Raw genomic sequence first — 21,230 nt, 5'->3', positions numbered from 1 at the left:
TATTCGTCAAGTCGGTTCGGAGCCGGGATTCGCACATCCCGACGCTCCAGTTGAGACCCGACGAGAGCCGGTATGCGACTGCCACTCGCGAGGCCGCCTCTCGTCACCTTCTCGGCTGTTGGCACAGCCGCGGTTGTCGTGTTTGCACCGGGCGTCCCCGGGGACCGGCGATCACCCTCACCCGAAGGCCACGTTTCCAGTCGCTCGGAGCTGGAGCAATGGTTCCTACGCGGGCTCGCCAACGAATCGAGAGGTGGACCATGCCGCACAAGCCGTTCATCCGGACCCTGCGTGCGCAGTGGCTCGGTCAGCAATTGCGAACCCTCCGGGAGGAACGGGGGATGACCTTGAAGTTGGTCGCCGAGCATCTGCAACGGGACATGTCCGCCCTTGGTCGTTACGAACGCGCGGACTGGCCGATCCGCAAGGGTGATGTGATCGCGCTGTTGGATCTCTACGGCTTTCATCACGCGGCCGAGCGGGCCCGCCTGCTGGCGCTCGCCGAGGAGGTTTGGCGCACCGACCGGTGGGACGAGGACTACCGCGACGTCGTGGACGCCTCCTTCATCGAATATCCCTGGCTCGAAGGTCGCGCGGAGCAGGTCTGCTGCTTCCACCTCACCCTGGTGCCGGGGCTCCTTCAGACCCGGGAGTACGCCGAGGCCGTGATTCGTAACGCTGCGGAACCGGGAGTTACCGAAGCGACGATCAATCGCTGGGTCGAGCTTCGGATGACCCGCCAAGGAGTTCTGCGGCGACGCCGCCCGCTCATGATTTCCACGGTGATCGACGAAGCTGCGCTGCGCAGGATGGTCGGCGGGCCGGAGGTGTGGCGTCGGCAACTACACCACCTCGCGCAGGCCCAGCGTCTGGGCAATGTGGCAATCCGAGTCATGCCGTTCGGCATGGCCCTGCACCAAGGGCTCGACGGTACGTTCTGGATATTCCATCTGCCGGAGCCGTATCCTGCGGTTGCCTACGTGGAGTCTTTGGGAGGGCGGCTCTACCTGGAGTCGCCGAAGGCTGAGCGATTCGTATCCGCTTACAGTCGTCTGCTGGATTCTGCGCTTAGCGAGAGCGAGTCAACGACGTTGATCAAGAGCATCGCGGAGGATTTGTGATGAGCGAGAGCATGTTCGAGGTTGCTTGGCACATCAGCAGCAGGAGCGACAGCAACGGCGGTAGCTGCGTCGAGGTGGGGCCCGTCCTGGACGGCTCCGGCCGAGTGGCGGTACGGGACAGTAAGGACCGTGCGGCGGCGACCCTCGTCTACCCCGCCGACGTTTGGACGGCGTTCGTCCTCGGCGTCAAGGACGGTGCGTTCAGCTAGGAGTCGAGCAACGCCCCGGCGACCCGGTCGACCGTCTGTCTCGCGCTTCACAGCCACCTCACAGCGCATCTGGATAAGGTGCGCGTCGAGTCAACGTCCGACTCCATCGGAGGAGCGGTCGGCTGTCGCACAGGAGTTCCGATGGTCTTCAAGAAGATGTTGAGCGCGTTCGGCGTGGGTGGTCCCAGTGTGGACACCGTGCTGACCAACCCCAACACCCGGCCCGGCCTGACCCTCGACGGGCAGGTCAACCTCGTCGGTGGTGACGCCCCGGCGGCCATCGAGCAGGTGGTGATCGGCCTGGTCACCCGGGTCGAGGTCGAGGGGCACGACGCGGAGTACTCGGGCACCCTCGAGTTTCACCGGATGGCCGTCAGCGGCGGCTTCGAGCTCGCACCGAAGCAGCAGCTGTCCATCCCGTTCCAGCTGCCGATCCCGTGGGAGACGCCGATCACCGACGTGTACGGCCAGCGTCTGCACGGCATGACGATGGGCCTGCGTACCGAGCTGGCCGTGGCCCGCGCGGTCGACAAGAGCGACCTCGACCAGGTGGCGGTGCACCCGCTGCCGGTGCACGAGCGGATCCTGGAGGCGTTCCAGCGCCTCGGCTTCCGGTTCAAGCACGCCGACCTGGAGCGCGGTCACATCCGCGGCGTCCAGCAGACGCTGCCGTTCTACCAGGAGATCGAGTTCTTCGCCTCCCCGCAGTACGCGAGCACCATCAAGGAGGTCGAGTTGACCTTCGTGACCAGCCAGCGCGGCGTCGAGGTGATCCTCGAGTGCGACAAGCGCGGGGGATTCCTCAGCGCCGGGCACGACGCGTTCGGTCGCTTCCAGGTGTCGCACGCCGACGTCGACCGGGTCGACTGGGCGCAGGTCGTCGACGGCTGGCTGCGCGAGACGACGTCCCGCTACGGCAGCCTGCTCTCCCAGTACGGCCCGAGCCGCGGTTACGGGCACGGCCACGGCCACGGTCGCGGCCCCGGTATGGGCGGCATGGTGGCCGGCGCGGCGCTCGGCGTCGCCGGCGGCATGGTCGCCGGCGAGATGATCGAGGACGCGTTCGAGGGCGACTTCGGCGACTTCGGCGGCGACGAGTAGTCCGTCCACGCACGACAATGGCCTCCGGGAGATTCTCCCGGAGGCCATTGTTCACGTCCGAACGCGTCAGTGCCTGTTCCGCTCCTTGCCGGACCGGCGCTGCGAACCAGCCTTCGCCAGACCACGGCTGACCAGGTAACCGCCGGTCAGGACGGTCAGGAACCACCACGCCTGGTTCGGGTTGTTGATGTTCAACCCGTTGGCGGTGGTGCCCTTCCAGAACGCGGAGATCACGACGAGCGCGACCGCTGCGGCGTAGACCCAGAATTCCGTAGTCAGGAACGCCTGCTTGGTTTCCGTACCCGGCGACGGCATCGGGTCACGGTGCCCGTCGCGCATGGCCGGCATCTGCTGCGTGTCCCGCATCGTGGCGGGGTTCTGCGGGTCGTTCATCGGCCGGTTCATCGGCCGGGTGGAAGCAGCCTGCGTGCTCATCTGGTCCTCCTCAGGATGCGATGAGTCGTACCTGCATTCCCTCGCCCCGCTACCGCGTTTCGGCCACGGCACGGTTCGCTTTCATGGCGGGGACAACCCCCGACTACCCGGGGCCGCCGAGGAGGTAACACCGACCGCCGGCCGGAAAAATCCGGCCGGCGGTCGGGTCAGCGCACGTCAGCGCAGGCCGTTGCGGACGGCCACGCTCACCAGCAGGTCCGGGTCGTCGGTGATGATGCCGTCGACACCGAGGTCGATGACCCGCTGCATGACCGTCGCGTCGTCGACGGTGTACGGGATCACCTTCAGGTCGTACCGCGTCTGGAGGGTCCGTACGTCCGGTCCGTGGAAGTACGCCGGGTTCTCCCGCAGGTACCAGTCGGTCGAGGCGACGGTTCCCTGCTTCGGGTCGTGGACCTGCCAGTTGGCCGAGACCGTGCCGGCGCCCGCGGCCCGGGTCAGCTTGCCCAGGTCCCGGTACTTCCACCAGTCCAGCCCACCGGTCCACGGGCTCTTCACCGACGGGTCGCCGTACGCGGCCTCCAGGGAGCACTCGTCGGCGACGGTGGCGCACTCGGTCGGGCCGTACTGCCAGACCAGGCCGACGGTACCGATCCGCTTGTCGAGCTGGCGGGCGTACGTGATGGTGCGCCAGTCGAACGACTGGATGGTGGCCCGGCTGGTGAAGCCGGCGCGCTGGATGGCGTCGACGAGTTTGCGGGTGAAGCTGCGGTACGGCTCGGTGTCGTCCACCACCGGGCTGATCTTCGTTTCGATGTTCATTGCGATGTCGGTACGGCCACTGGCCTTCACCAGGGCGAAGACCTCGTCCAGGGTGGGGATCCGGGCGCCCGGCGCGGGCACCTGGGCGGGCAGCTCGGGCAGTGTCTTCGTGCCGCAGTCGACGGTCTTGAGCTGCGCCAGGGTCAGCTCGTGCACTCCCTTGCCCACGTACGGGAACGACGGGTCGCCGCGCCGCACCGGCTTGGTGTCGACGCAGTGCGAGCCGTTGACGGTGCGGTCGTGCAGCACCACGAGGGCGCCGTCGGCGGTCACGCCGGTGTCCAGTTCGAGGGTGGAGATGGCCCGGTTGGACAGCGCGTTCGCGAAGGCCGGCAGGGTGTTCTCCGGGCGGGTGGCGCGGCCGCCCCGGTGCGCCTGGATGTCGAACGGCGCCGCGTACGCAGCCGGCAGCCGGTAGCCGCGCTGCGCCAGCAGACCGCGTAGCCGGTCCGGGTAGTCGGTGATGATGCCGTCCACGCCGTCGTCGATGAGCTTGGCCATGGTCGGTACGTCGTCGACGGTCCACGGGATCACCTTGATGCCGTAGCGGTGCGCCTCGGTGACCATCTTCCTGGTGACGTACGGCTGGTAGCCGGGGTCGGTGACCGTGCCGTTCTGCGGCATTCCGTGCACCGGCGAGAACGCGCTGGCGCCGAAGCTGCGGATCGCCCGGATCGGGTCGCCGCCGAAGTCGTCGATGTCCAGCCCGCCCAGCCACGGGGAGGCGCCCGGCTGACCGGTCTGGAGGAAGTCGTAGTTGGTGAGGGCGACCAGCGGGAGCTTCGGCTCGACCTGGCGCATCCGCATCAGCGCGCCCCAGTCGAAGCTCTGGATGGTGACCTGCTTCAACAGCCCGGCGGCGCGTACCTCCGCCGCGGTGACCCGGACGAACTGCTCGCGGGGGGCGGTCTCGCTCGGCGCGCCGGCCTCGACCTTCGTCTCGACGTTGAGCGTGACGTCTTTCGCCCGGTAGCGGTTGACCAGGGCGAACACCTCGCGCAGCAGCGGCATCCGGGCACCCGGCACGGCGAGCTGGCCGGGCTTGTCCGGCAGCGTCCTCGTACCACAGTCGAGTGTGCGCACCTGGGCCACGGTGAGCGTGTTGATGTACTTCCCGACGTACGGGTACTCGGGGTCGCCGGGCGTCACCGGGCCGGTGTCGACGCACTTGGCGCCGCTGATCTTCCGGTCGTGGGTGACGACCGCCTGTCCGTCCTCGGTGATCTGCACGTCCAGTTCGAGGGTGCTCACCCCGAGTTGGAGGGCGTTGCCGAAGGAGGCGAGGGTGTTCTCCACCCGCAGCCCGAGGCCGCCGCGGTGGGCCTGCACGTCGAATGTCCGGTCCGGTCGCGGTTTCGCCTGGGCGGGCACCGCCAGCCCGGTCGTCACCGTCGCGGCCACCAGGGCCGCGACTGCGGTACGGCGTACTGTGCGCACGCTGTCTTCCCCTCCTGCCGGCGGGCGTCTCCCACCGGTCGCCGGCCAGCATGGACAGCTCCGGCGGCGGGCAGGCGGCCAGCGGGCTGCCTGCCGGTGAACCGGGGTGGACGACCTCCGGCCGCGCCGGGTTTGCCCGGCCGGTGGCCGGGCACGCAGTGGGTTCCACAGCTTCTGCGAGGTGATGATCGTGCGTGAGGACGACATGCGGCAGGACGCCGCCCGCCAGGCCGAGGATCGGATCGCCGGAGGCGTGTACGGCAAGGGAGCTGTCGAAGAGGTGACGCTGCCCCGCACGGACGTGGAACGGATCATCCAGGAGGAGGACCCGTACGATCCGGCGCACCAGCCGATCGACCCGACCGTGCTACGCGACGGTGGTCCCGTCGCCGGGCAGGGTGCGGTGACCACCACCGGTGGCACCGCCGGGCCGGCGAGCGTCCGCCGGGTGGCCCGGCAGCCCGAGCGGCACCGGGGCAACGTCGCGCCGACCACGACCGGCGACGCCACCACAGGTGGGCTGAGCACCCCGACGGGCGGCGGCACCAGCGACCAGTCCACCTCGGCCACCGGACCAGCCAAGTCCACCCAGGACAAGACCCGCGACTGACGACCGGGCGCCTACCGACGCGTGATCATGAGGTTGACGTGGCTGGCAGAGATCAAAGGCCACGTCAACCTCATGATCAACCGGGGTCAGGGCTGGGGTTGGGGTTGGGGGCGCAGGACGCCGAGGCGTTGGGTGGCGCGGGTGAGCGCCACGTACAGGTCGCTGCGTCCACGGGGTGACTCGGCGACCATCCGGTCGGGGTCGACCACCAGCACCGAGTCGAACTCCAACCCCTTGGCCTGCGCGACGGTCAGGACGACCACCCGACTCTCCAGCTCCGGGTGCTCGCCCACGGCCGCCTCCGGCAGCGCCGTGGTCAGCGCCGCGCCCAACTCGTCCACCCGGCTGGCCGGCACGATCACGCCGAGTCGGCCGTCGGCCAGCCCGGCAGCCTCCCGACCGGCCACCGACACCAGCTCCGCGGCCAGTTGCCCGTCGGGCACCGCGCGGTCCCACGGGGGTACGCCGCTCTCCCGCACCGAGCGCGGCGGACGCAACTCCGGGTCGATCTCGGCCAGGACGTCGGCGGCGACCGCCATGATCTCGGCGGGCGTGCGGTAGCTGACCGTCAGCTCGGTCAGCCGCCACCGCCGCGCCACGTACGGCGCGAGGGCCTCGGCCCAGGAGGGCGTGCCGGTGAGCGCGCCGGTCTGTGCCACGTCTCCGACGATGGTCATCGACCGGCTCGGGCAGCGGCGCATCAGCAGCCGCCACGCCATCGGCGACAACTCCTGCGCCTCGTCGACGATGACGTGGCCGAACGCCCACTTCCGGTCGGCGGCGGCGCGCTGCGCGGTGGTCAGCCGGTCGGCCTCCTCCTGCCGTTCCAGCAGCCGGTCCGCGTCGATCAGGTCGGTGACGCCGAGGATCTCACCACCCTCGGCCTCGTCCTCGACGTCGATCGAACGGGAGCCCCGGGCGATCTCCAGCACGCCCTCGGCGTACTCCCGCTCCATCCGGCGGATGCGGTCCCGCCGGGCGGCGGCGGCCCGTTCGTCCTCGCCGAGCAGCTCGGCGGCCTCGTCCAGCAGCGGTACGTCGGCGGGCGTCCAGCCACCCGGCTCGCGGTGCAGCAGCGCCCGTTCCTCGTCGGTGAACATCGGCGTGGCGGTGGCGATCCGGTCCGGGTCGGCGTACAGGTCGGCGAGCAGGCGTTGCGGTGTGAGCACCGGCCACAGCCGGTCGAGGGTGGCCCTGATCTCCGGCTCCTCGTTCAGCTCCCGGCGGATCTCGGCCCGGTCGGCCTCGTCGAGCAGGTTGTCCCCGCCCAGCGGGTCGGCGCCGATCCGTTCGGCCACCTGGTCGGCGAGCGCGTGCACGATCTCCACGTCGAACAGCGCCCGGGCCAGGTTGTGCGGGCGTCCGGTGTGGCGTACCCGGTCCCGGGCGGCCCGCACGGTCTCCGGGTCGAGCGTCAACGCCTCGCGCTCGACCTCGATCTCCAGCGGCTCGTCCGGCACCCACTGCCGGTCCCGTACGGCGAGCGCCAGCACCTCGGCCAGCACGTCCCGACCCTTGAGCGCGGCGGTCTCGGCGGGCTCGGTCCGTTGGGCGCTCACCCCGGGGAACAGGTCGCCCTGGGTACGCAGCAGCACGCCGGTCTCGGCGAGCGTCGGCAGCACCTGGGAGATGTAGCGCAGGAACGTCGCGTTCGGGCCGACCAGCAGCACGCCGCGGCTGGAGAGCTCCCGTCGGTGCGTGTAGAGCAGGTACGCCGCCCGGTGCAGCGCGACAGCGGTCTTGCCGGTGCCGGGGCCGCCCTGGACCACCATGACGCCGGGCAGGTCGGCGCGGATGATCCGGTCCTGCTCGGCCTGGATGGTCTCCACGATGTCGCGCATCCGGCCGGTACGCCCGGCGTTCAGCGCGGCCAGCAGCGACGCCTCACCGGTCAACTCCTCGTGCGCGCCGGGGGAGGCGGCGTCGATGTCGAGCACCTCGTCGTTGAGCCCGGTCACCTTGCGCTGGCGGGTCCGCAGGTGCCGCCGGCGGCGTACGCCCTGCGGGTTGGCGGCGGTGGCGAGGTAGAACGGGCGGGCGGCGGGGGCCCGCCAGTCCATCAGGAGCGGGTCGTAGTCGCCGCTGGTGTCGAAGATGCCTATTCGGCCGATGTAGCGGCGGGAGTCGTCGTCGCCGTCGAGCCTGCCGAAACAGAGACCGTTCTCCACGGCCGAGAACTGCTCGACCTGGTCGGCGTACATGGCCACCGAGCTGTCGCGCTGGGAGCGGTCCTGAAGGGTGCCGCCGGTGCTGCGCAGCGCGTCGGTGAGCCGGTCGGCGGCCTGTTCGCGGAGCCCGTCCAGCCGGTCGTAGAGCATCGAGACGTACTCCTGCTCGCGGCCGATCTCGTCGTCGAGCGGCAATTCACCGGAACCGCCGGAGTGCCTTGACAAGCCGTCTCCCTAAAGATTAGAATCTCTTGCAGGAACGGCTTTCGAGCCGTTCTTTTTTGTGCCCTCGAATTGTTGAAGATAGCGCGTTCCGTCGGCTCACACCAAGCCGAACGGCCGACGTGATCGACGCGACGAAGCGCCGGGCCGACCAGTGGTCGACCCGGCGCGTGTTCGAGGGAGAGATCAGCCGCGAGCGGCCTGGTAGAGCCGTTCCGGCGTGACCGCGCCGGCCAGCACCCGGCCGTCGTCGGTGAGCAGCACACTGAACAGCCTGCTGGTGAGCAGTCGGCCGCTGCCCCAGTCGCCGCTGACCGCGGGCAACCCGCCGAGCAGCTTCGACACGTCCACGTCCGGTGCGGCACCGGCCGGTGGCACGGCGGGCTTGGCGTCGGCCGGCTTGCCACCCGTCGCACCGTCGAGCTTGGCGACCAGCACGGTCGTCCAGCCGGAGCCGACGGCCCGTACGCCGGGGTCACCGGTCGGCGCGGCGTGCTCGGGCCTGCCACCGGCGGCCGGCCGCTCGGCGGTGTCCTCCTTCACGGTCACCCCGGGCGGCGGGTTGAACGTGAACTGGTCCGCGTCGGGACGCCGGTAGTCGACCTGGGTGAACGCCACCTCGAAGGCCGGCTGGTCGCTGCCCTTGGCCAGCACCTCGAAACGCAGCGGCACGTGCTGCTCGGCGTCGATGGCGACGCGCAGCTGATGCACCAGCGAGTCGCGGTCGCGCGGCTGGAGGACCAGCTCGTACGCGTCGTGGCCGGCGACGGTGGCGGCCCGGCCGACGCTGACCTCGGTGCTCGGGTCGATGGCGCCCAACGCCAGGTCGGCGGCCTCCTGCGGGGTGGCCGGCAGACTCGCGCGTGCTTCCGGCGCCGCCTTCTCGGCGGTGCCGTCGCCCAGGGTGCGGTGGCTGGCGGTGTTGGTGCGGCTCTGCCAGGTCCACAGGTCCCGGCCGTTGCGGATCACGTCCTGCTCGCCGAGGGTGTCCAGCAGCGCGACCCGCTGCCGCTCCGGCCCCGAGTACCAGACCCGCAGGGTGTGCGTACCGGTCAGCAGGGTGGTCACGTCGTTGCCGGGCACCAGTCCGAGTAGAGGCGGCAGACCCAGGTCGGCGCGTTGCACGACGGTGCCGGACAACCCCTCCAGCCGGGAGGTCTGCAGGTCGACCAGGAGCTGGGCGGCGGTACGGGGCGGCAGGCTCGGTTCGGCCTCGGCGGCGAACGTGCCGATGGCCGCGCCACCGCCGATGACGGCGACGGCGGCGGTCGCGGGGACCAGCCAGCGCAGGACGGGTCGGCTTCTCAGAACGGACATGGTGCACCTCCTGCACACCATCCTGCCCGGTCCCGGCTGTGAACGGGCTGAGGACGCCGATCCGCCAGCGTTGACCCGGGTGGCACCCTTGAGCTGTGCGGTTGCTGGTGGTGGAGGACGAGACCCGGTTGGCGGACGCCCTGCGACGCGGTCTGCAGGCGGAGGGGTTCGCGGTGGACGTGGCGGCGACCGGCCCGGCCGGCCTGGACGCGGCCCGGCACGGCGGGTACGACGCGATGATCCTCGACGTGATGCTGCCCGGCCTGTCCGGCTACGAGCTGGTCCGACGGCTGCGCGCCGAGCAGCACTGGCTGCCGGTGCTGATGCTCTCCGCCAAGGACGGCGAGTACGACCAGGCCGACGGCCTCGACTGTGGCGCGGACGACTACCTGACCAAGCCCTTCTCGTACGTGGTGCTGCTGGCCCGCCTGCGGGCGTTGCTGCGCCGGGGCGCGCCGGAACGCCCGACCGTGCTCACGGTCGGCGACCTGCGGCTGGACCCGGCCAGGCGGCGGGTCACCCGGGCCGACGCCGAGGTGACGCTCACCGCCCGGGAGTACGCGTTGCTGGACTACCTGATGCGCCGTCCCGGCCAGGTCGTCTCCAAGATCGAGCTGTTGGACCACGTCTGGGACGCCAGCGTCCAGACCGCGCCGAACGCCGTCGAGGTGTACGTCGGCTACCTGCGCCGCAAGCTCGGCCGGGACCGGCTGGAGACCGTGCGGGGCGCCGGCTACCGGCTGGCGACGTGACCGGGGTCGGCCGGCGGTGGCGGGGCCGGCTGCCGGCGCTGGGGCTGCGGGGGCGGCTCATGGCGATCGGGGTGTTCGGCCTCACCGTCGGGTTGGCGCTCGGCGGGGTGGTGCTGCTCGGCGCGCTCGGGTTCGTGCTGCAACGCACCGTGGACACCGAGGCGTTCCGGACCGCCGACGCGGTCGCCCTGCTCGCCGCCGAGGACGCGCTCCCGGACCCGCTTCCGGTGGCCGGTGGGCAGGTCCGGGTGCAGGTCGTCGACGCGCAGGGGCGGATCCGGGCCGCCTCCATCGACGCGGACCGGCTGGTGCCGATGGTCCGGCCGCAGCGGCTGGACCCGGGCCGGCGGCAACGGCTTGAGGTGCCGGCGGAGCGGGTCGGGCTCGCGGGTCCGGTGCGGGTGGTCACCGTGCCCGCCGGCACGGCCGCCGATCCGTTGACCGTCCTGGTCGCCCGCTCGATGGCCGACGTACGGCACAGCACGCACGTCGTCCGGATCATCCTGCTGGTGGCGTTCCCGCTGCTGGTGGCGGTGCTGGCGGCGGTGGCGTGGCGGGTGGTGGGCGCGACGCTGCGGCCGGTCGAGGCGCTGCGTCGGGGTGCCGAGGAGATCACCGGACGCGCCGGGACGGGTCGGCTGCCGGTGCCCGCCTCGGCCGACGAGATCCATCGGCTGGCGGTCACCCTCAACGGCATGCTGGACCGGTTGGAGTCGGCGCGCGTCCGGCAGCGGGTGTTCGTCTCCGACGCGGCGCACGAGCTGCGCAGCCCGCTGACGAACATCCGGACCGAGCTGGAGGTGGCCCAGCGGCTCGCCGACCGGACCGACTGGACGGCGGTGACCGGCAACCTGCTCACCGACACCGAACGGCTCAGCCGGCTGGTCGACGACCTGCTGCTGCTGGCCCGCCTGGACGAGGCGCCGCAGGCGCGCGGGGGTGGCCCGGTGGAGCTGGGTGGCCTGCTGACCGAGGTCGCCGCGCGCTACCCGTCGCCGCCCGTGTCCGTGGCACCGTCGACCGGGTCGCTGTGGACGGTCGGGAACGCCGACGAGCTGCGCCGGGTGCTGGCGAACCTGGTCGACAACGCGGTCCGACACGCCCGCGGCAGCGTGCTGCTCGCCGCCGAGGCGGACGTCGAGACCGGGGCCGGGGGAGCGACGTACCACCTGGTGACGGTGACCGACGACGGCCCCGGCGTCCCGGTGGCCGACCGGGAGCGGGTCTTCGGCCGGTTCACGCGGCTCGACGACGGCCGGGCCCGCGACGACGGCGGCGCCGGCCTCGGCCTGGCCATCGTGCGGGAGCTGGTACGACGCGCCGGCGGCAGCATCGCCCTGACCGACGCCGACGGCCAGCCGGCGGGCCTGCGGGTGCGCCTCCTGCTGCCCGCGCTGCCGGCCACGGACGGCAACGGCCACAGGTGACGGGCGCCGGGGTCAGCGCCTGCGGGTGCAGACCTGCTCGGAGCTGGCCACGGTGTCGGTGGACCAGACGACAGCCACGGTGAAGCAGTAGTCGTTCGTGCGGTTGAGCGCGTAGATGACGTAGCTGGTGGTGCCGGCGGGCAGCGTCGCGAAGACGTTGCGCTCCTGGCCGGTGCGGCCGCCGGCGATGACCACCGGCCCCTCGCCGCCGGCTGGGTAGGTCCAGCGCAGCGTGATGCTGTCCCGGGTGTCGCGCAGGGTCACCGCGCCGGGCGGGCTGCCGGGCGCGGCGGCGCTCGGTGCGGCGTCAGCCGAGGTCGGTGCGGCACCCGGGGTCGGCGCGGTCGTCACCGGTGGGCCGGCGGTGGGGGAGGCGCTGGCCGGTGGCGGGGCCGGGTCGTCGTCACCGTCGACCCGCGCCACCCCGGCGATCACCGCGGCGGCCCCGAGCAGCACCACGACCACGCCGGCGACCAGCACCGGCACCAGACGGTTGCGCGGCTGCCCCGGAGCCCGGTGCACGGGCACCGGCAGCAGACGCGACGGCGTGTACGGCTCCAGTGGCGCGTACGGGTCGCCCTCGGGTCGGCGCAGCCGGTACACCCCGGACTGCTCCTGGGTCGCGCCGGCCAGCCCGACGACCGACGGGGGGACCGGGGTCCCGGTGGCGGGCGGGTCGGGTTCGTCGACCGGCTCGGGTGGCCAGGCAGCGCCCCCACCCGGCTCGTCGGCCGGTGCCCGGGGGGTCGGAACGGCCCCGCCGGTCGCCGTCGACCCGGCCTGCTGCGGCGGGTGGTAGCCGGACTCGACCGGCCCGTCGTCGAGCGGGGGGACGCGGGCGGCGGGCACCGTCGGGGCGTCCCCGGTGGTGGACGGCTCGTCGGCGCAGACGTGGTCCGGGTTCGCCGCCGCCCGCGCCAGCGTCGCCACCTGCGCCGCCAACGGGTCGTCGGCCGGCAGGTGCTGCCGGCACAGCTCGCGGGCCAACGCCAGGTTGTCGTGCGCCTCCGCGAACTGCCCGCAGTCACGCTGCATCGCGCCGAGCCGAGCCAGCATCTTGATGCCACTGGGGTGGCCGTCGCCGTACACCTCGCGGTGCAGCTCCCAGGCGTCCTGGAGGCGGTCACGCGCCACCGTGCACTGGCCGCGCGCGTACTCGACGGTGGCCAGGTCGGCGTGCGCGGCGAGCACCCGCAGCGACTCCGGACCGTCCTGTGCGGTCAGCTCGATGATGACTTCCTGGTAGAGCCGGGCGGCTCGGGAGTGGCTGCCGACCCGGTGCAGCACCGCCGCCAGGGTCGCGGCGGCGGCCACCGTACGCGGGTCGGAGCGGCCGTGCAGCCGGGTGGTGGCCGCGTACGCGAAGGCGGCCCAACCACGTGCGGAGTGCGGTTCGCCGAGGGCGACCAGGACGCGCGCCTGGAGGCTGGCGGCCTCGGCCAGCTCGGGGGTCGCGTTGGCCGGGCGGGGGTCGGCGTCGGTGAGCGCGTCGGAGAGCAGCCGCTGCGCGCCCGCCAGATCCCCGGAGGACACGAGGTGGTGCGCCTGATCAGTGAGGTCGCCGAAGCCGGAGGGCACGCCCCATCGTGCTCAACCGGCGACGGTAAGTACAAGACCCACGGCGGTGTCGATCGGTCAGGATCTGGTCAGGTGCTCGGCCAACGTTTCGCTGATCCGGCGTAGTTGGTCGACCTGGGCCGGGCTCAACGCGTCGAACAGGTGCCGGCGTACCCCCTCGACGTGGCCGGGGGCCGCGGCCGCGAGGGTGGCGAATCCGTCGTCGGTGAGGACCGCGATCTGTCCACGCCGGTCGGTGGGGCACTCCTCGCGGCGCACCCAGCCGGCGGCCTCCAGTCGGGCCACCGCGTGCGAGAGTCGGCTGCGCGACGAGCCGGCCGCCTCGGCCAGGTCGCTCATCCGTAGTTGCCGGCCGGGGGCCTCGGAGAGTCGGACCAGGATCTCGTAGTAGGCGTGCGGCATGCCGGCGTCGCGTTGCAGTTCACGGTCGAGCGTGTCCATCAGCGCCCGCGAGGCGGTGAGGTACGCGCGCCAGGTGCGCTGCTCGTCGGGGTTCAACCAGCGGGTCATGACGACCATCATACCCCCGATGGTTGAACGCTCAACTAAACGGCGCTACTCTGGGGTCATGGGTATCCACCGGCTCAACCACGCGGTCCTGTACGTCAGCGATCTCGCCCGCAGCGTCGCCTTCTACCGGGACGTGCTGGGCTTCCGTCCGGTGGCGATGACCCCGGACGGCTTCCGGGGCGCCACCTTCCTCCAGGCCCCCGACTCGACGAACGACCACGACCTCGGCCTGTTCGAGATCGGCGCCGGCGCCGGGCGGTCGGCCGCCGGCCGGTCCACCGTCGGCCTCTACCACCTGGCCTGGGAGGTCGACACCCTCGACGAGCTGGCCGCCACCGCCGAGCGGCTCGCCGCCGCCGGCGCGCTGGTCGGCACCTCCGACCACGGCACCACCAAGAGCCTCTACGGCAGGGACCCGGATGGCCTGGAGTTCGAGATCGTCTGGCTGATCCCCGCCGACCTGCTCGACGACAGCGCGCTCGCCGCCCGCAAGCAGATCGGTCGGCTCGACCTGGACGCCGAGCGGCGGCGTTACGGCGGGCAGACCCGGGGCGGGGTGGGGATCTCCGTCCCGGCCTGACCGGTCGTACGGTAGAACGGACCGATGCCGACCGACCGGACCACCGATTTCCTCCGCGAGCTGCTGGTCCGCCAGTTGACGACCTGGCTGCCCACGGCCCTGCACCGCTCCCGGCGGGCCTCGGTCGCGCTGGCCGGCGTCGACGAGGGCGCCGCCCAGGCCGCGCTGCGGGTGGTCGCCGACCACGCCGCCCAGGTACGCGGCCGGCAGGTGACCGTGCTGGTGCTTGCCGACGGCGCCGCCGACCTGCCGGCCCGACTCGGACCGATCGAGGCGGAGCTGCCCGCCGAGGTGACCGTGCACGTGCTGCCGGGCGCCCCGGACCGGCTGCCGGTCGCGGTGAAGGCGGCCGGCGCGGCCGGCTCGCCGCTGTTCAGTTTCCTGGCCGTGCCCGGCGCGGTGAGCGCCGACGTGCTCACCGCCACCGCGAACGGGCGTACCGGTGAGGTGCTGCTGCACGCGGGCGCCACTGCCCGCGACGCGCTCGCCGCGATCGGCTTCCCGCTGGTCGCCGAGGTGGCGCCGGTGCTGCCGGACGGCGGGACGGCGGGCGTCGTCGCGTTCGGCAGTCGCTCGGACCGGAGTCTGGAGGCGGTCCGCGAGGCGCTCTGGGCGGTGGGCGCGGAGCTCGGCGTCCGCTACCGCGACGACGCGGGCGTCACCGTCGACGTGACCGGCGATCCCGATCTCCAACCTCTGGGCCGCGAACTGCTGGCCGAGCTGCGCCGGGGTGGACCGCTGCCGGTCACCGACCTGCGTCGGCACACCCTCACCGCGACCGTCTACCGTGCCGCTGACGCCAACCGTGCGCTCGCCGACCTGCTGCACTCCGGCGCGGTGGTCCGGGACCCGGAACACGGCAGGCTCGGCGGTGACGTGCTGATCATCCCCGCTCGCGTCGGGCCGTCAACTGCTTGACGGCTATCGACGCCCCGGTGGCGACCACCAGCCGGACCAGCGCCGGCCTCGGCGTCGCCGCGTGGTGCACCGGCGGCGAGTTGCCCGCGTGGAAGGTGGCCGGACAGCCGAGCGGGGTGCCGGTGAATCACCGGCACCCCGCTCGACCCCCGGGATGGCTACGACCGGGACTTGTCCTGCTTCCAGGACAGCGGACCCGGCAGGTCGACCCGGTGCGCCCGCGCCTTGGAGTTCCAGGACCAGCGCCCGATCTTGATGCTCCACGAGGAGAAGCCGTTCTCGGTGAAGTTCAGGATGATCGGACCGTACTTCTTGCGCTTGCGAAACATGAGGCCCATCGGAGGACTCCCCTCGTCACCGTTCCCTGCCGTGTCGAGATCGAACATTCCCGAACCGGCGATTTCTGAAACCCCCTCGCCGTCCCGCGTGGACGGTGACACGACGCGGAGCTGGAATCTCTAGTAACCAGATAGGTGTTGCGCGAGGGTAAACCCTGCTGGGGGCGCTTCGTAACATCGGCGGCGATACAAGTCTCACCTTCTGGGCGACCGTTGACCTGTCGATCCCACTGCCGGCAGCATGAGGTCATGTCGCAGCGGGACGAGCTCCTTCTCACCGCTCGCGTGCACGTCGACCTGGTCCGGCACGCGAGCGCGCTCTGTTGAGCTGACCGGTTCACCCGGCTCGGCTCCCATCGCCGCACTCACACCGCTCGCCCGCTCATCGCGGAGCGGCGTGCCTCCACGCCCCGCATCCGGGCGTCCCCTCGCTCCCACCGTGGACAGATCAGGAGACTCCTCATGTCCCCACCCCGTCGTACCCTCCTGCGTACCCTCGCCGCCGCCACCGCGCTGACCCTGCTCACCGGCGCGGCCGGCTGCGGCGGCGACGCCCAGGCCGGTGCCGGGCAGGCCACCGAGCTGCGCTACCAGGGCTCCGTCGGCCAGGTCACCCTCCCCGAACTCGCCGCCGACCTCGGCTACCTCGGCGACGTCCGGCTGAAGTGGATCGGCAACGTGACAGGTGGCCCGCAGGACATCCAGGCCACCGCCACCGGGCAGAGCGACTTCGGTGGCGCGTTCAACGGCGCGATCGTCAAGCTCGCCGCGGCCAACGCGCCGATCACCGCCGTGGTCAGCTACTACGGCTCCGACGCGCAGACCTTCCAGGGCTACTACGTGCTCGACGACAGCCCGATCCGGACCGCCCGCGACCTGATCGGCCGCAAGGTCGGCATGAACACCCTCGGCGCGCACGCCGAGGCCGTGCTCAAGACCTGGCTCGCCCGCGGCGGCCTCAGCCCCGCCGAGATCAAGCAGGTCGAGCTTGTCGCCCTGCCGCCGGTGAACGCCGAACAGTCGCTGCGGCAGAGGCAGATCGACGTCGCGGTGCTCGGCGGAGTGATCCGCGACAAGGCCGTCGACAGTGGCGGCATCCGCACCATCGTCACCGACTACGACCTGCTCGGCGCGTTCAGCGCCGGCACGTACGTCTTCCGCGACGACTTCATCAAACGCAACCCGGAGACCGTGAAGGCGTTCGTCACCGGCGTCGGCAAGGCCATCGAGTGGGCCCGTACCCAACCCCGGGAGACCGTGGTCGCCCGGATGCGGGACATCATCGCCAAGCGTGGCCGCAACGAGGACCCGTCGCTCGTCGCGTACTGGAAGAGCAGTGGCGTCGCCGGACGCGGCGGCGTGATCACCGAGCAGGAGTTCGGCACCTGGATCGACTGGCTCGCCGCCGAGGGCGAACTCAGGGGCGACCGCCCGAAGCCGGCCGACATCTTCACCAACCGGTTCAACCCGTTCGTGGACGGGGGTGGCGCGTGAGCACCCACAAGATCCTGTTCGACCGGGTGAGCAAGACCTTCGGAGTCCGCGCCACCCGCCGTGGCGTTGCCGGCGCGGTCACCGCGCTGGACCAGGTGACCCTCGGTGTACGCCCCGGCGAGTTCCTGGTCGTCGTCGGCCCCAGCGGCTGCGGCAAGTCCACCCTGCTCGACCTGCTCGGCGGGCTCACCAAACCGACAGGTGGGCAGGTGCTCGTCGACGGCCGGCCGGTCACCGGGCCCGGCCTGGACCGGGGCATCGTCTTTCAGCAGTACGCGCTGCTGCCCTGGCGCACCGCCGCCGGCAACGTCGCGTTCGGGCTGGAGGCCAAGGGCGTACCCCGGGCCGAACGCGCCGACCTGATCGCCCACCACCTGGACCTGGTGGGCCTGCGCGGCTTCGCCGACCGCTACCCGCACGAGCTGTCCGGCGGGATGAAACAGCGGGTCGCCATCGCCCGCAGTCTCGCGTACGACCCGGACGTGCTGCTGATGGACGAGCCGTTCGCCGCCCTGGACGCGCAGACCCGCGACTCGTTGCAGGACGAGTTGGTGCGCATCTGGGCGCGTACCGGCAAGACCATCGTGTTCATCACCCACGGCATCGACGAGGCCGTGTACCTGGGTCAGCGGGTGGCGGTGCTGACGTCCCGACCCGGGCGGCTCAAGCAGGTCATCGACGTCGACCTGGGCGACCGGGACGCGGCCGAGGACGTGCGCTCCACCGACGCGTTCCGGCACCACCGCCACGAGATCTGGACCCTGCTGCGCGACGAGGTACGCGCGGCCCAGGCCGCCGAGGGCACCACCGGCAGCCGCACCGCCCACACCGAGGAGGCCCGCGTTGGTTGACATCGCCGAACGTCCCACCCGGCTGGCGGCCCCGACCGCCGTGCCCGACGCGACAAGCGACGCCACCGGCCCCGGCCTGGCCGCCCGGCTGCTCGGTGTCGGTGGGAAGGTCCTGCACCGTACGGCCGCGATCGTCGCGCTGGCCGCGATCTGGGAGGGCGCTCCCCGGCTCGGTCTGGTCGACCGGGTCTTCCTGCCCCCGCTGTCCGAGGTGCTGGTGGCCTGGTGGGAGCTGCTGCGCAGCGGGCAGCTCGCCGAGCACGTCGGCGCGAGCCTGACCCGGTCCCTGGCCGGGCTCGGCCTGGCGGTGCTCACCGCGATACCGCTCGGGCTGCTGATCGGCTGGTACCGGCCGCTCGCCGAACTGCTCAGCCCACTGCTGGAGGTGTTCCGCAACACCGCGGCGCTGGCCCTGCTGCCGGTGTTCGTGCTCATCCTCGGCCTGGGGGAGACCTCCAAGATCGCCCTGGTGCTGTACGCGTGCTCCTGGCCGATCCTGCTGAACACCATCGCCGGCGTGAAGGGCGTCGACCCGCTGCTGATCCGTTCGGCCCGCTCGATGGGCCTGGACCATCTGCGGCTGTTCCAGAAGGTGATCCTGCCGGCCGCGGTGCCGACCATCTTCACCGGCGTACGGCTGGCCGGGGCGTACTCGATCCTGGTGCTCGTCGCGGCCGAGATGGTCGGCGCGAAGGCCGGGCTCGGCTACCTCGTCAACTACGCGCAGTACAACTTCGCGATCCCCGACATGTACTCGGGAATCATCACGATCTCCGCCATCGGCCTGGTCGTCAACCAGCTCCTCGTCGCCCTCGAACGTCGCTTCTCCACCTGGCGCGTCGACGTCTCCGCCGGATAGGACACTCTCATGCCTCGAACCCTGCACCTCAACGCGTTCCTGATGGGCGTCGGCCACCACGAGGCCGCCTGGCGGCACCCCCGCACCGACCCGCGCCGGGTCACCGACGTGCGGCACTTCCAGGAGCTGGCCCGCATCGCCGAGCGCGGCACCCTCGACTCGCTGTTCCTCGCCGACGGGCTGTCGGTCGGGCCGAACCCCCGGCACAACATCCAGGCCGTCTTCGAACCGTTGACCCTGCTCGCCTCGCTGGCCGCGGTGACCGAGAACATCGGTCTCATCGCGACGGTCTCCACCACCTACAACGAGCCGTTCCACGTCGCCCGCAAGTTCGCCTCGCTGGACCACCTCAGCGGCGGACGCGCCGGCTGGAACATCGTCACCTCCGCGCAGGAGCGCGAGGCGGTCAACTTCAGCCGGGACAGCCACCCCGCGCACGCCGACCGGCACCGGCGGGCCGCCGAGTTCGTCGACGTGGCGATCAAGCTCTGGGACAGCTGGGAGGACGACGCCCTGGTCTTCGACACCTCCGCCGGGGTGTTCGCCGACACCGACCGGGTGCACGAGGTGGCCCACCGGGGGCCGGAGTTCCAGATCCGGGGCCCGCTGAACGTCCCCCGCGGCCCGCAGGGCCGGCCGCTGCTGGTGCAGGCCGGCTCGTCGCCGGACGGGATCGCCTTCGCCGCCCGGTACGCCGAGGCGGTCTTCACCGCCCAGCAGACCCTCGCCGACGGGCAGGGCTTCTACGCCGAGCTGCGCCGGCAGGTCACCGCCGCCGGGCGCAACCCCGACCTGGTGAAGGTGCTGCCCGGCATCGCCCCGGTGATCGGCGGCACCGAGGCCGAGGCGCGGGCGCTCGCCGCCGAGCTGGAGGCGCTGATCGTCCCCGACCACGCCCTCGCCCAGCTCTCCGGGATGCTCGGCGTCGACCTCACCGGCCTGCCACTGGACGGGCCGCTGCCCGAGCTGCCAGACTCCGGCACCGTGCAGGCGCACCAGAGTCGCTACCAGCTCGTCACCGAGCTGGCCCGCCGGGAACAGCTCACCGTCCGGCAGCTCATCGGCCGGCTCGGCGGCGGTCGGGGCCACCGGGTCGTCGCCGGCACCCCGGAGCAGATCGCCGACCAGATCGAGCTGTGGTTCACCCACGGCGCCGCCGACGGGTTCAACATCATGCCGCCGCACCTGCCCGGCGGCCTGGCCGACTTCGTCGACCACGTGGTGCCCGTGCTGCGCGCCCGAGGGCTGTTCCGGAGCGAGTACACCGGGCGGACGCTGCGCGAGCACTACGGGCTGCCCCGACCGGCGAGCGCGTACGCCGCGCCGACCCTGGTGCCGGCATGACCACCGTGGAGCGGCCGACGGCGGACGCCACCGCCGGACTGCGGCCCGTCGACCGGGACCTGTTCCGCGCGCTGCTGCGCCGGCAGGCCACGAGCGTCACAGTGGTCACCGCCGTGGCGAGGGCCACCGACCCGGCCCACCCCGGCGGGATCGGAGCGCCGCTGCGGGCCGGGTTCACCGCGACCTCGTTCACCTCGGTGTCGCTGGACCCGCCGCTGGTCTCGTTCTGCCTCGGGGTCGCGTCGTCGAGCTGGCCGGTGCTGGCCCGCGCCGAGCACGTCGCCGTGCACCTGCTGGCCCAGGGGCAGCGGGACGCGGCCACCATCTTCGCCACCAGCGGCATCGACCGCTTCGCCGCGTACCCGGACTGGACCCCGGGACCGTTCGGGGTGCCGCTGCTCGGCGGGGTGCTGGCCCGACTCCTCTGCCGTGTCGTGCACCGGGTCCCGGCCGGCGACCACACGCTGGTGATCGCCGAACCGCTGGCCCTCGGCGACGGCGGTGACGGTGCCCCGCTGGTGCACCACCGGGGCGGCTACACCACGGCGGCGCCAGCGTGAGCGCACCGACCACGTCCGAGCTGCTCGCGCTGGACCGGGCCGCCCAGGACCTGCTGTTCCGAGAGGCCCGTACGGCCGGGCCGTTCACCGACGAGCCGGTCACCGACGCGCAGGTCGCGGCGATCCACGACCTGATCCGGTACGGGCCGACCGCGTACAACGGCCAGCCGCTGCGGGTGCTGCTGCTGCGCTCGCCGGAGTCCCGGGCCCGGCTGCTGCCGTACCTGTCGAGCGGCAACCGGGCCAAGACGGCCAGCGCCCCGCTGACCGCGATCCTCGCCGCCGACGTGGACTTCCACGAGCGGCTGCCCGAGCTGTATCCGCACCGTCCGCAGGCCCGGGAATGGCTGGCGGACCGGGCGGCGCGGGTCGAGCAGGCCCGCTTCAACGCGACCCTGCAGATCGGCTACCTGATCGTCGGCGTCCGGGCCGCCGGTCTCGCCGCCGGCCCGATGGCCGGGTTCGACGCCGCGGGCGTGCAGCGGGAGTTCCTTCCCGACGGTCGCCACGAGGTGCTGCTCCTGCTCAACCTCGGGCATCCGGCCCCGCACACCGGGCCGGCACGCCTGCCCCGGCTGGACACCGGAGAGGTGGTCCGCACCCTCGACGGTTGAGC

Annotated in this window: 22 protein-coding genes; 15 read left to right on the top strand and 7 right to left on the bottom strand. The window is 72.2% G+C overall.

The features are described from left to right. Positions 1 to 260 precede the first annotated feature (260 nt). The 3 genes from ABZS77_RS11390 to ABZS77_RS11380 all read left to right on the top strand — a co-directional run bounded on the left by ABZS77_RS11390 (position 261) and on the right by ABZS77_RS11380 (position 2,431). Complete coding sequence (locus tag ABZS77_RS11390; protein ID WP_354820902.1) at positions 261 to 1,121, top strand: helix-turn-helix transcriptional regulator; 861 nt, start codon at positions 261 to 263, stop codon at positions 1,119 to 1,121. Then, positions 1,121 to 1,330 carry a DUF397 domain-containing protein gene (locus ABZS77_RS11385; protein WP_354820899.1) on the top strand — a complete coding sequence of 70 codons (210 nt, stop codon included), beginning with the start codon at positions 1,121 to 1,123 and terminating at the stop codon, positions 1,328 to 1,330. The genes ABZS77_RS11390 and ABZS77_RS11385 overlap by 1 nt, the downstream gene beginning before the upstream one ends. A 141-nt stretch (positions 1,331 to 1,471) precedes the next feature. Further along, positions 1,472 to 2,431 (top strand): sporulation protein, encoded by a 960-nt coding sequence (locus tag ABZS77_RS11380; RefSeq protein WP_354820896.1) that lies wholly within the window; start codon positions 1,472 to 1,474, stop codon positions 2,429 to 2,431. Positions 2,432 to 2,497: 66 nt separating this feature from the next. On the opposite strand, the gene ABZS77_RS11375 is transcribed toward ABZS77_RS11380, so the two are convergent. Both ABZS77_RS11375 and ABZS77_RS11370 read right to left on the bottom strand, forming a co-directional pair. Further along, complete coding sequence (locus ABZS77_RS11375; RefSeq protein ID WP_354820893.1) at positions 2,498 to 2,866, bottom strand: hypothetical protein; 369 nt, start codon at positions 2,864 to 2,866, stop codon at positions 2,498 to 2,500. Positions 2,867 to 3,043: 177 nt separating this feature from the next. After that, positions 3,044 to 5,086 (bottom strand): glycerophosphodiester phosphodiesterase family protein, encoded by a 2,043-nt coding sequence (locus ABZS77_RS11370; protein WP_354820890.1) that lies wholly within the window; start codon positions 5,084 to 5,086, stop codon positions 3,044 to 3,046. A gap of 190 nt (positions 5,087 to 5,276) precedes the next feature. On the opposite strand from ABZS77_RS11370, the gene ABZS77_RS11365 reads away from it, so the two are divergent. Next, on the top strand, positions 5,277 to 5,696 hold the full coding sequence (locus ABZS77_RS11365; RefSeq protein WP_354820887.1) for a hypothetical protein: 420 nt from the start codon (positions 5,277 to 5,279) through the stop codon (positions 5,694 to 5,696). 86 nt (positions 5,697 to 5,782) lie between these two features. Here ABZS77_RS11365 and ABZS77_RS11360 read toward each other — a convergent pair whose 3' ends face one another. Together ABZS77_RS11360 and ABZS77_RS11355 are read right to left on the bottom strand one after the other, a co-directional pair. Next, positions 5,783 to 8,089: an AAA family ATPase gene (locus ABZS77_RS11360; protein ID WP_354820884.1), complete on the bottom strand. Its 2,307-nt coding sequence runs from the start codon at positions 8,087 to 8,089 to the stop codon at positions 5,783 to 5,785. Positions 8,090 to 8,272: 183 nt separating this feature from the next. Next, the gene (locus tag ABZS77_RS11355; protein WP_354820881.1) at positions 8,273 to 9,403 is read right to left on the bottom strand and encodes a sigma-E factor regulatory protein RseB domain-containing protein; all 1,131 of its coding nucleotides are present in this window, start codon (positions 9,401 to 9,403) and stop codon (positions 8,273 to 8,275) included. A gap of 95 nt (positions 9,404 to 9,498) precedes the next feature. Here ABZS77_RS11355 and ABZS77_RS11350 point away from each other — a divergent pair, with 95 nt between their 5' ends. Together ABZS77_RS11350 and ABZS77_RS11345 are read left to right on the top strand one after the other, a co-directional pair. Beyond that, a complete protein-coding gene (locus ABZS77_RS11350; RefSeq protein WP_354820878.1) occupies positions 9,499 to 10,155 on the top strand; it encodes a response regulator transcription factor in 657 nt (218 codons plus the stop codon). A gap of 59 nt (positions 10,156 to 10,214) precedes the next feature. Continuing rightward, positions 10,215 to 11,582 carry an ATP-binding protein gene (locus ABZS77_RS11345; protein WP_354821280.1) on the top strand — a complete coding sequence of 456 codons (1,368 nt, stop codon included), beginning with the start codon at positions 10,215 to 10,217 and terminating at the stop codon, positions 11,580 to 11,582. Between the two features lie 12 nt (positions 11,583 to 11,594). On the opposite strand, the gene ABZS77_RS11340 is transcribed toward ABZS77_RS11345, so the two are convergent. After that, positions 11,595 to 13,160 carry a tetratricopeptide repeat protein gene (locus ABZS77_RS11340; RefSeq protein WP_354820875.1) on the bottom strand — a complete coding sequence of 522 codons (1,566 nt, stop codon included), beginning with the start codon at positions 13,158 to 13,160 and terminating at the stop codon, positions 11,595 to 11,597. 57 nt (positions 13,161 to 13,217) lie between these two features. Continuing rightward, a complete protein-coding gene (locus ABZS77_RS11335; RefSeq protein WP_354821277.1) occupies positions 13,218 to 13,679 on the bottom strand; it encodes a MarR family transcriptional regulator in 462 nt (153 codons plus the stop codon). A gap of 49 nt (positions 13,680 to 13,728) precedes the next feature. Here ABZS77_RS11335 and ABZS77_RS11330 point away from each other — a divergent pair, with 49 nt between their 5' ends. Both ABZS77_RS11330 and ABZS77_RS11325 read left to right on the top strand, forming a co-directional pair. Then, positions 13,729 to 14,250 carry a VOC family protein gene (locus tag ABZS77_RS11330; protein ID WP_354820872.1) on the top strand — a complete coding sequence of 174 codons (522 nt, stop codon included), beginning with the start codon at positions 13,729 to 13,731 and terminating at the stop codon, positions 14,248 to 14,250. A gap of 24 nt (positions 14,251 to 14,274) precedes the next feature. Beyond that, a complete protein-coding gene (locus ABZS77_RS11325) occupies positions 14,275 to 15,168 on the top strand; it encodes a hypothetical protein (protein ID WP_354820869.1) in 894 nt (297 codons plus the stop codon). Between the two features lie 158 nt (positions 15,169 to 15,326). On the opposite strand, the gene ABZS77_RS11320 is transcribed toward ABZS77_RS11325, so the two are convergent. After that, complete coding sequence (locus tag ABZS77_RS11320; RefSeq protein WP_030333600.1) at positions 15,327 to 15,506, bottom strand: DUF4236 domain-containing protein; 180 nt, start codon at positions 15,504 to 15,506, stop codon at positions 15,327 to 15,329. A gap of 249 nt (positions 15,507 to 15,755) precedes the next feature. On the opposite strand from ABZS77_RS11320, the gene ABZS77_RS11315 reads away from it, so the two are divergent. The 7 genes from ABZS77_RS11315 to ABZS77_RS11285 all read left to right on the top strand — a co-directional run bounded on the left by ABZS77_RS11315 (position 15,756) and on the right by ABZS77_RS11285 (position 21,228). After that, on the top strand, positions 15,756 to 15,833 hold the full coding sequence (locus ABZS77_RS11315; RefSeq protein WP_349881247.1) for a putative leader peptide: 78 nt from the start codon (positions 15,756 to 15,758) through the stop codon (positions 15,831 to 15,833). Between the two features lie 135 nt (positions 15,834 to 15,968). Further along, positions 15,969 to 17,000, top strand: coding sequence for an ABC transporter substrate-binding protein (locus ABZS77_RS11310; protein ID WP_354820866.1), 1,032 nt, complete (start codon positions 15,969 to 15,971; stop codon positions 16,998 to 17,000). Beyond that, on the top strand, positions 16,997 to 17,851 hold the full coding sequence (locus ABZS77_RS11305) for an ABC transporter ATP-binding protein (RefSeq protein ID WP_354820863.1): 855 nt from the start codon (positions 16,997 to 16,999) through the stop codon (positions 17,849 to 17,851). The genes ABZS77_RS11310 and ABZS77_RS11305 overlap by 4 nt, the downstream gene beginning before the upstream one ends. After that, complete coding sequence (locus tag ABZS77_RS11300) at positions 17,844 to 18,710, top strand: ABC transporter permease (RefSeq protein ID WP_354820860.1); 867 nt, start codon at positions 17,844 to 17,846, stop codon at positions 18,708 to 18,710. The genes ABZS77_RS11305 and ABZS77_RS11300 overlap by 8 nt, the downstream gene beginning before the upstream one ends. Before the next feature lie 9 nt (positions 18,711 to 18,719). Further along, positions 18,720 to 20,054 (top strand): LLM class flavin-dependent oxidoreductase, encoded by a 1,335-nt coding sequence (locus tag ABZS77_RS11295; RefSeq protein WP_354820857.1) that lies wholly within the window; start codon positions 18,720 to 18,722, stop codon positions 20,052 to 20,054. Continuing rightward, a complete protein-coding gene (locus tag ABZS77_RS11290; protein WP_354820854.1) occupies positions 20,051 to 20,614 on the top strand; it encodes a flavin reductase family protein in 564 nt (187 codons plus the stop codon). Before ABZS77_RS11295 ends, ABZS77_RS11290 begins: the two co-directional genes overlap by 4 nt. Next, a complete protein-coding gene (locus tag ABZS77_RS11285) occupies positions 20,611 to 21,228 on the top strand; it encodes a malonic semialdehyde reductase (RefSeq protein WP_354820851.1) in 618 nt (205 codons plus the stop codon). The genes ABZS77_RS11290 and ABZS77_RS11285 overlap by 4 nt, the downstream gene beginning before the upstream one ends. The last annotated feature ends 2 nt before the right edge of the window (positions 21,229 to 21,230 follow it).

The organism is Micromonospora sp. NPDC005298, from assembly GCF_040607375.1.
Taxonomy (GTDB): Bacteria; Actinomycetota; Actinomycetes; order Mycobacteriales; family Micromonosporaceae; genus Micromonospora.
Note: the sequence above shows the minus strand (reverse complement) of the source record. Positions and strands in the feature narration are given on the sequence as shown.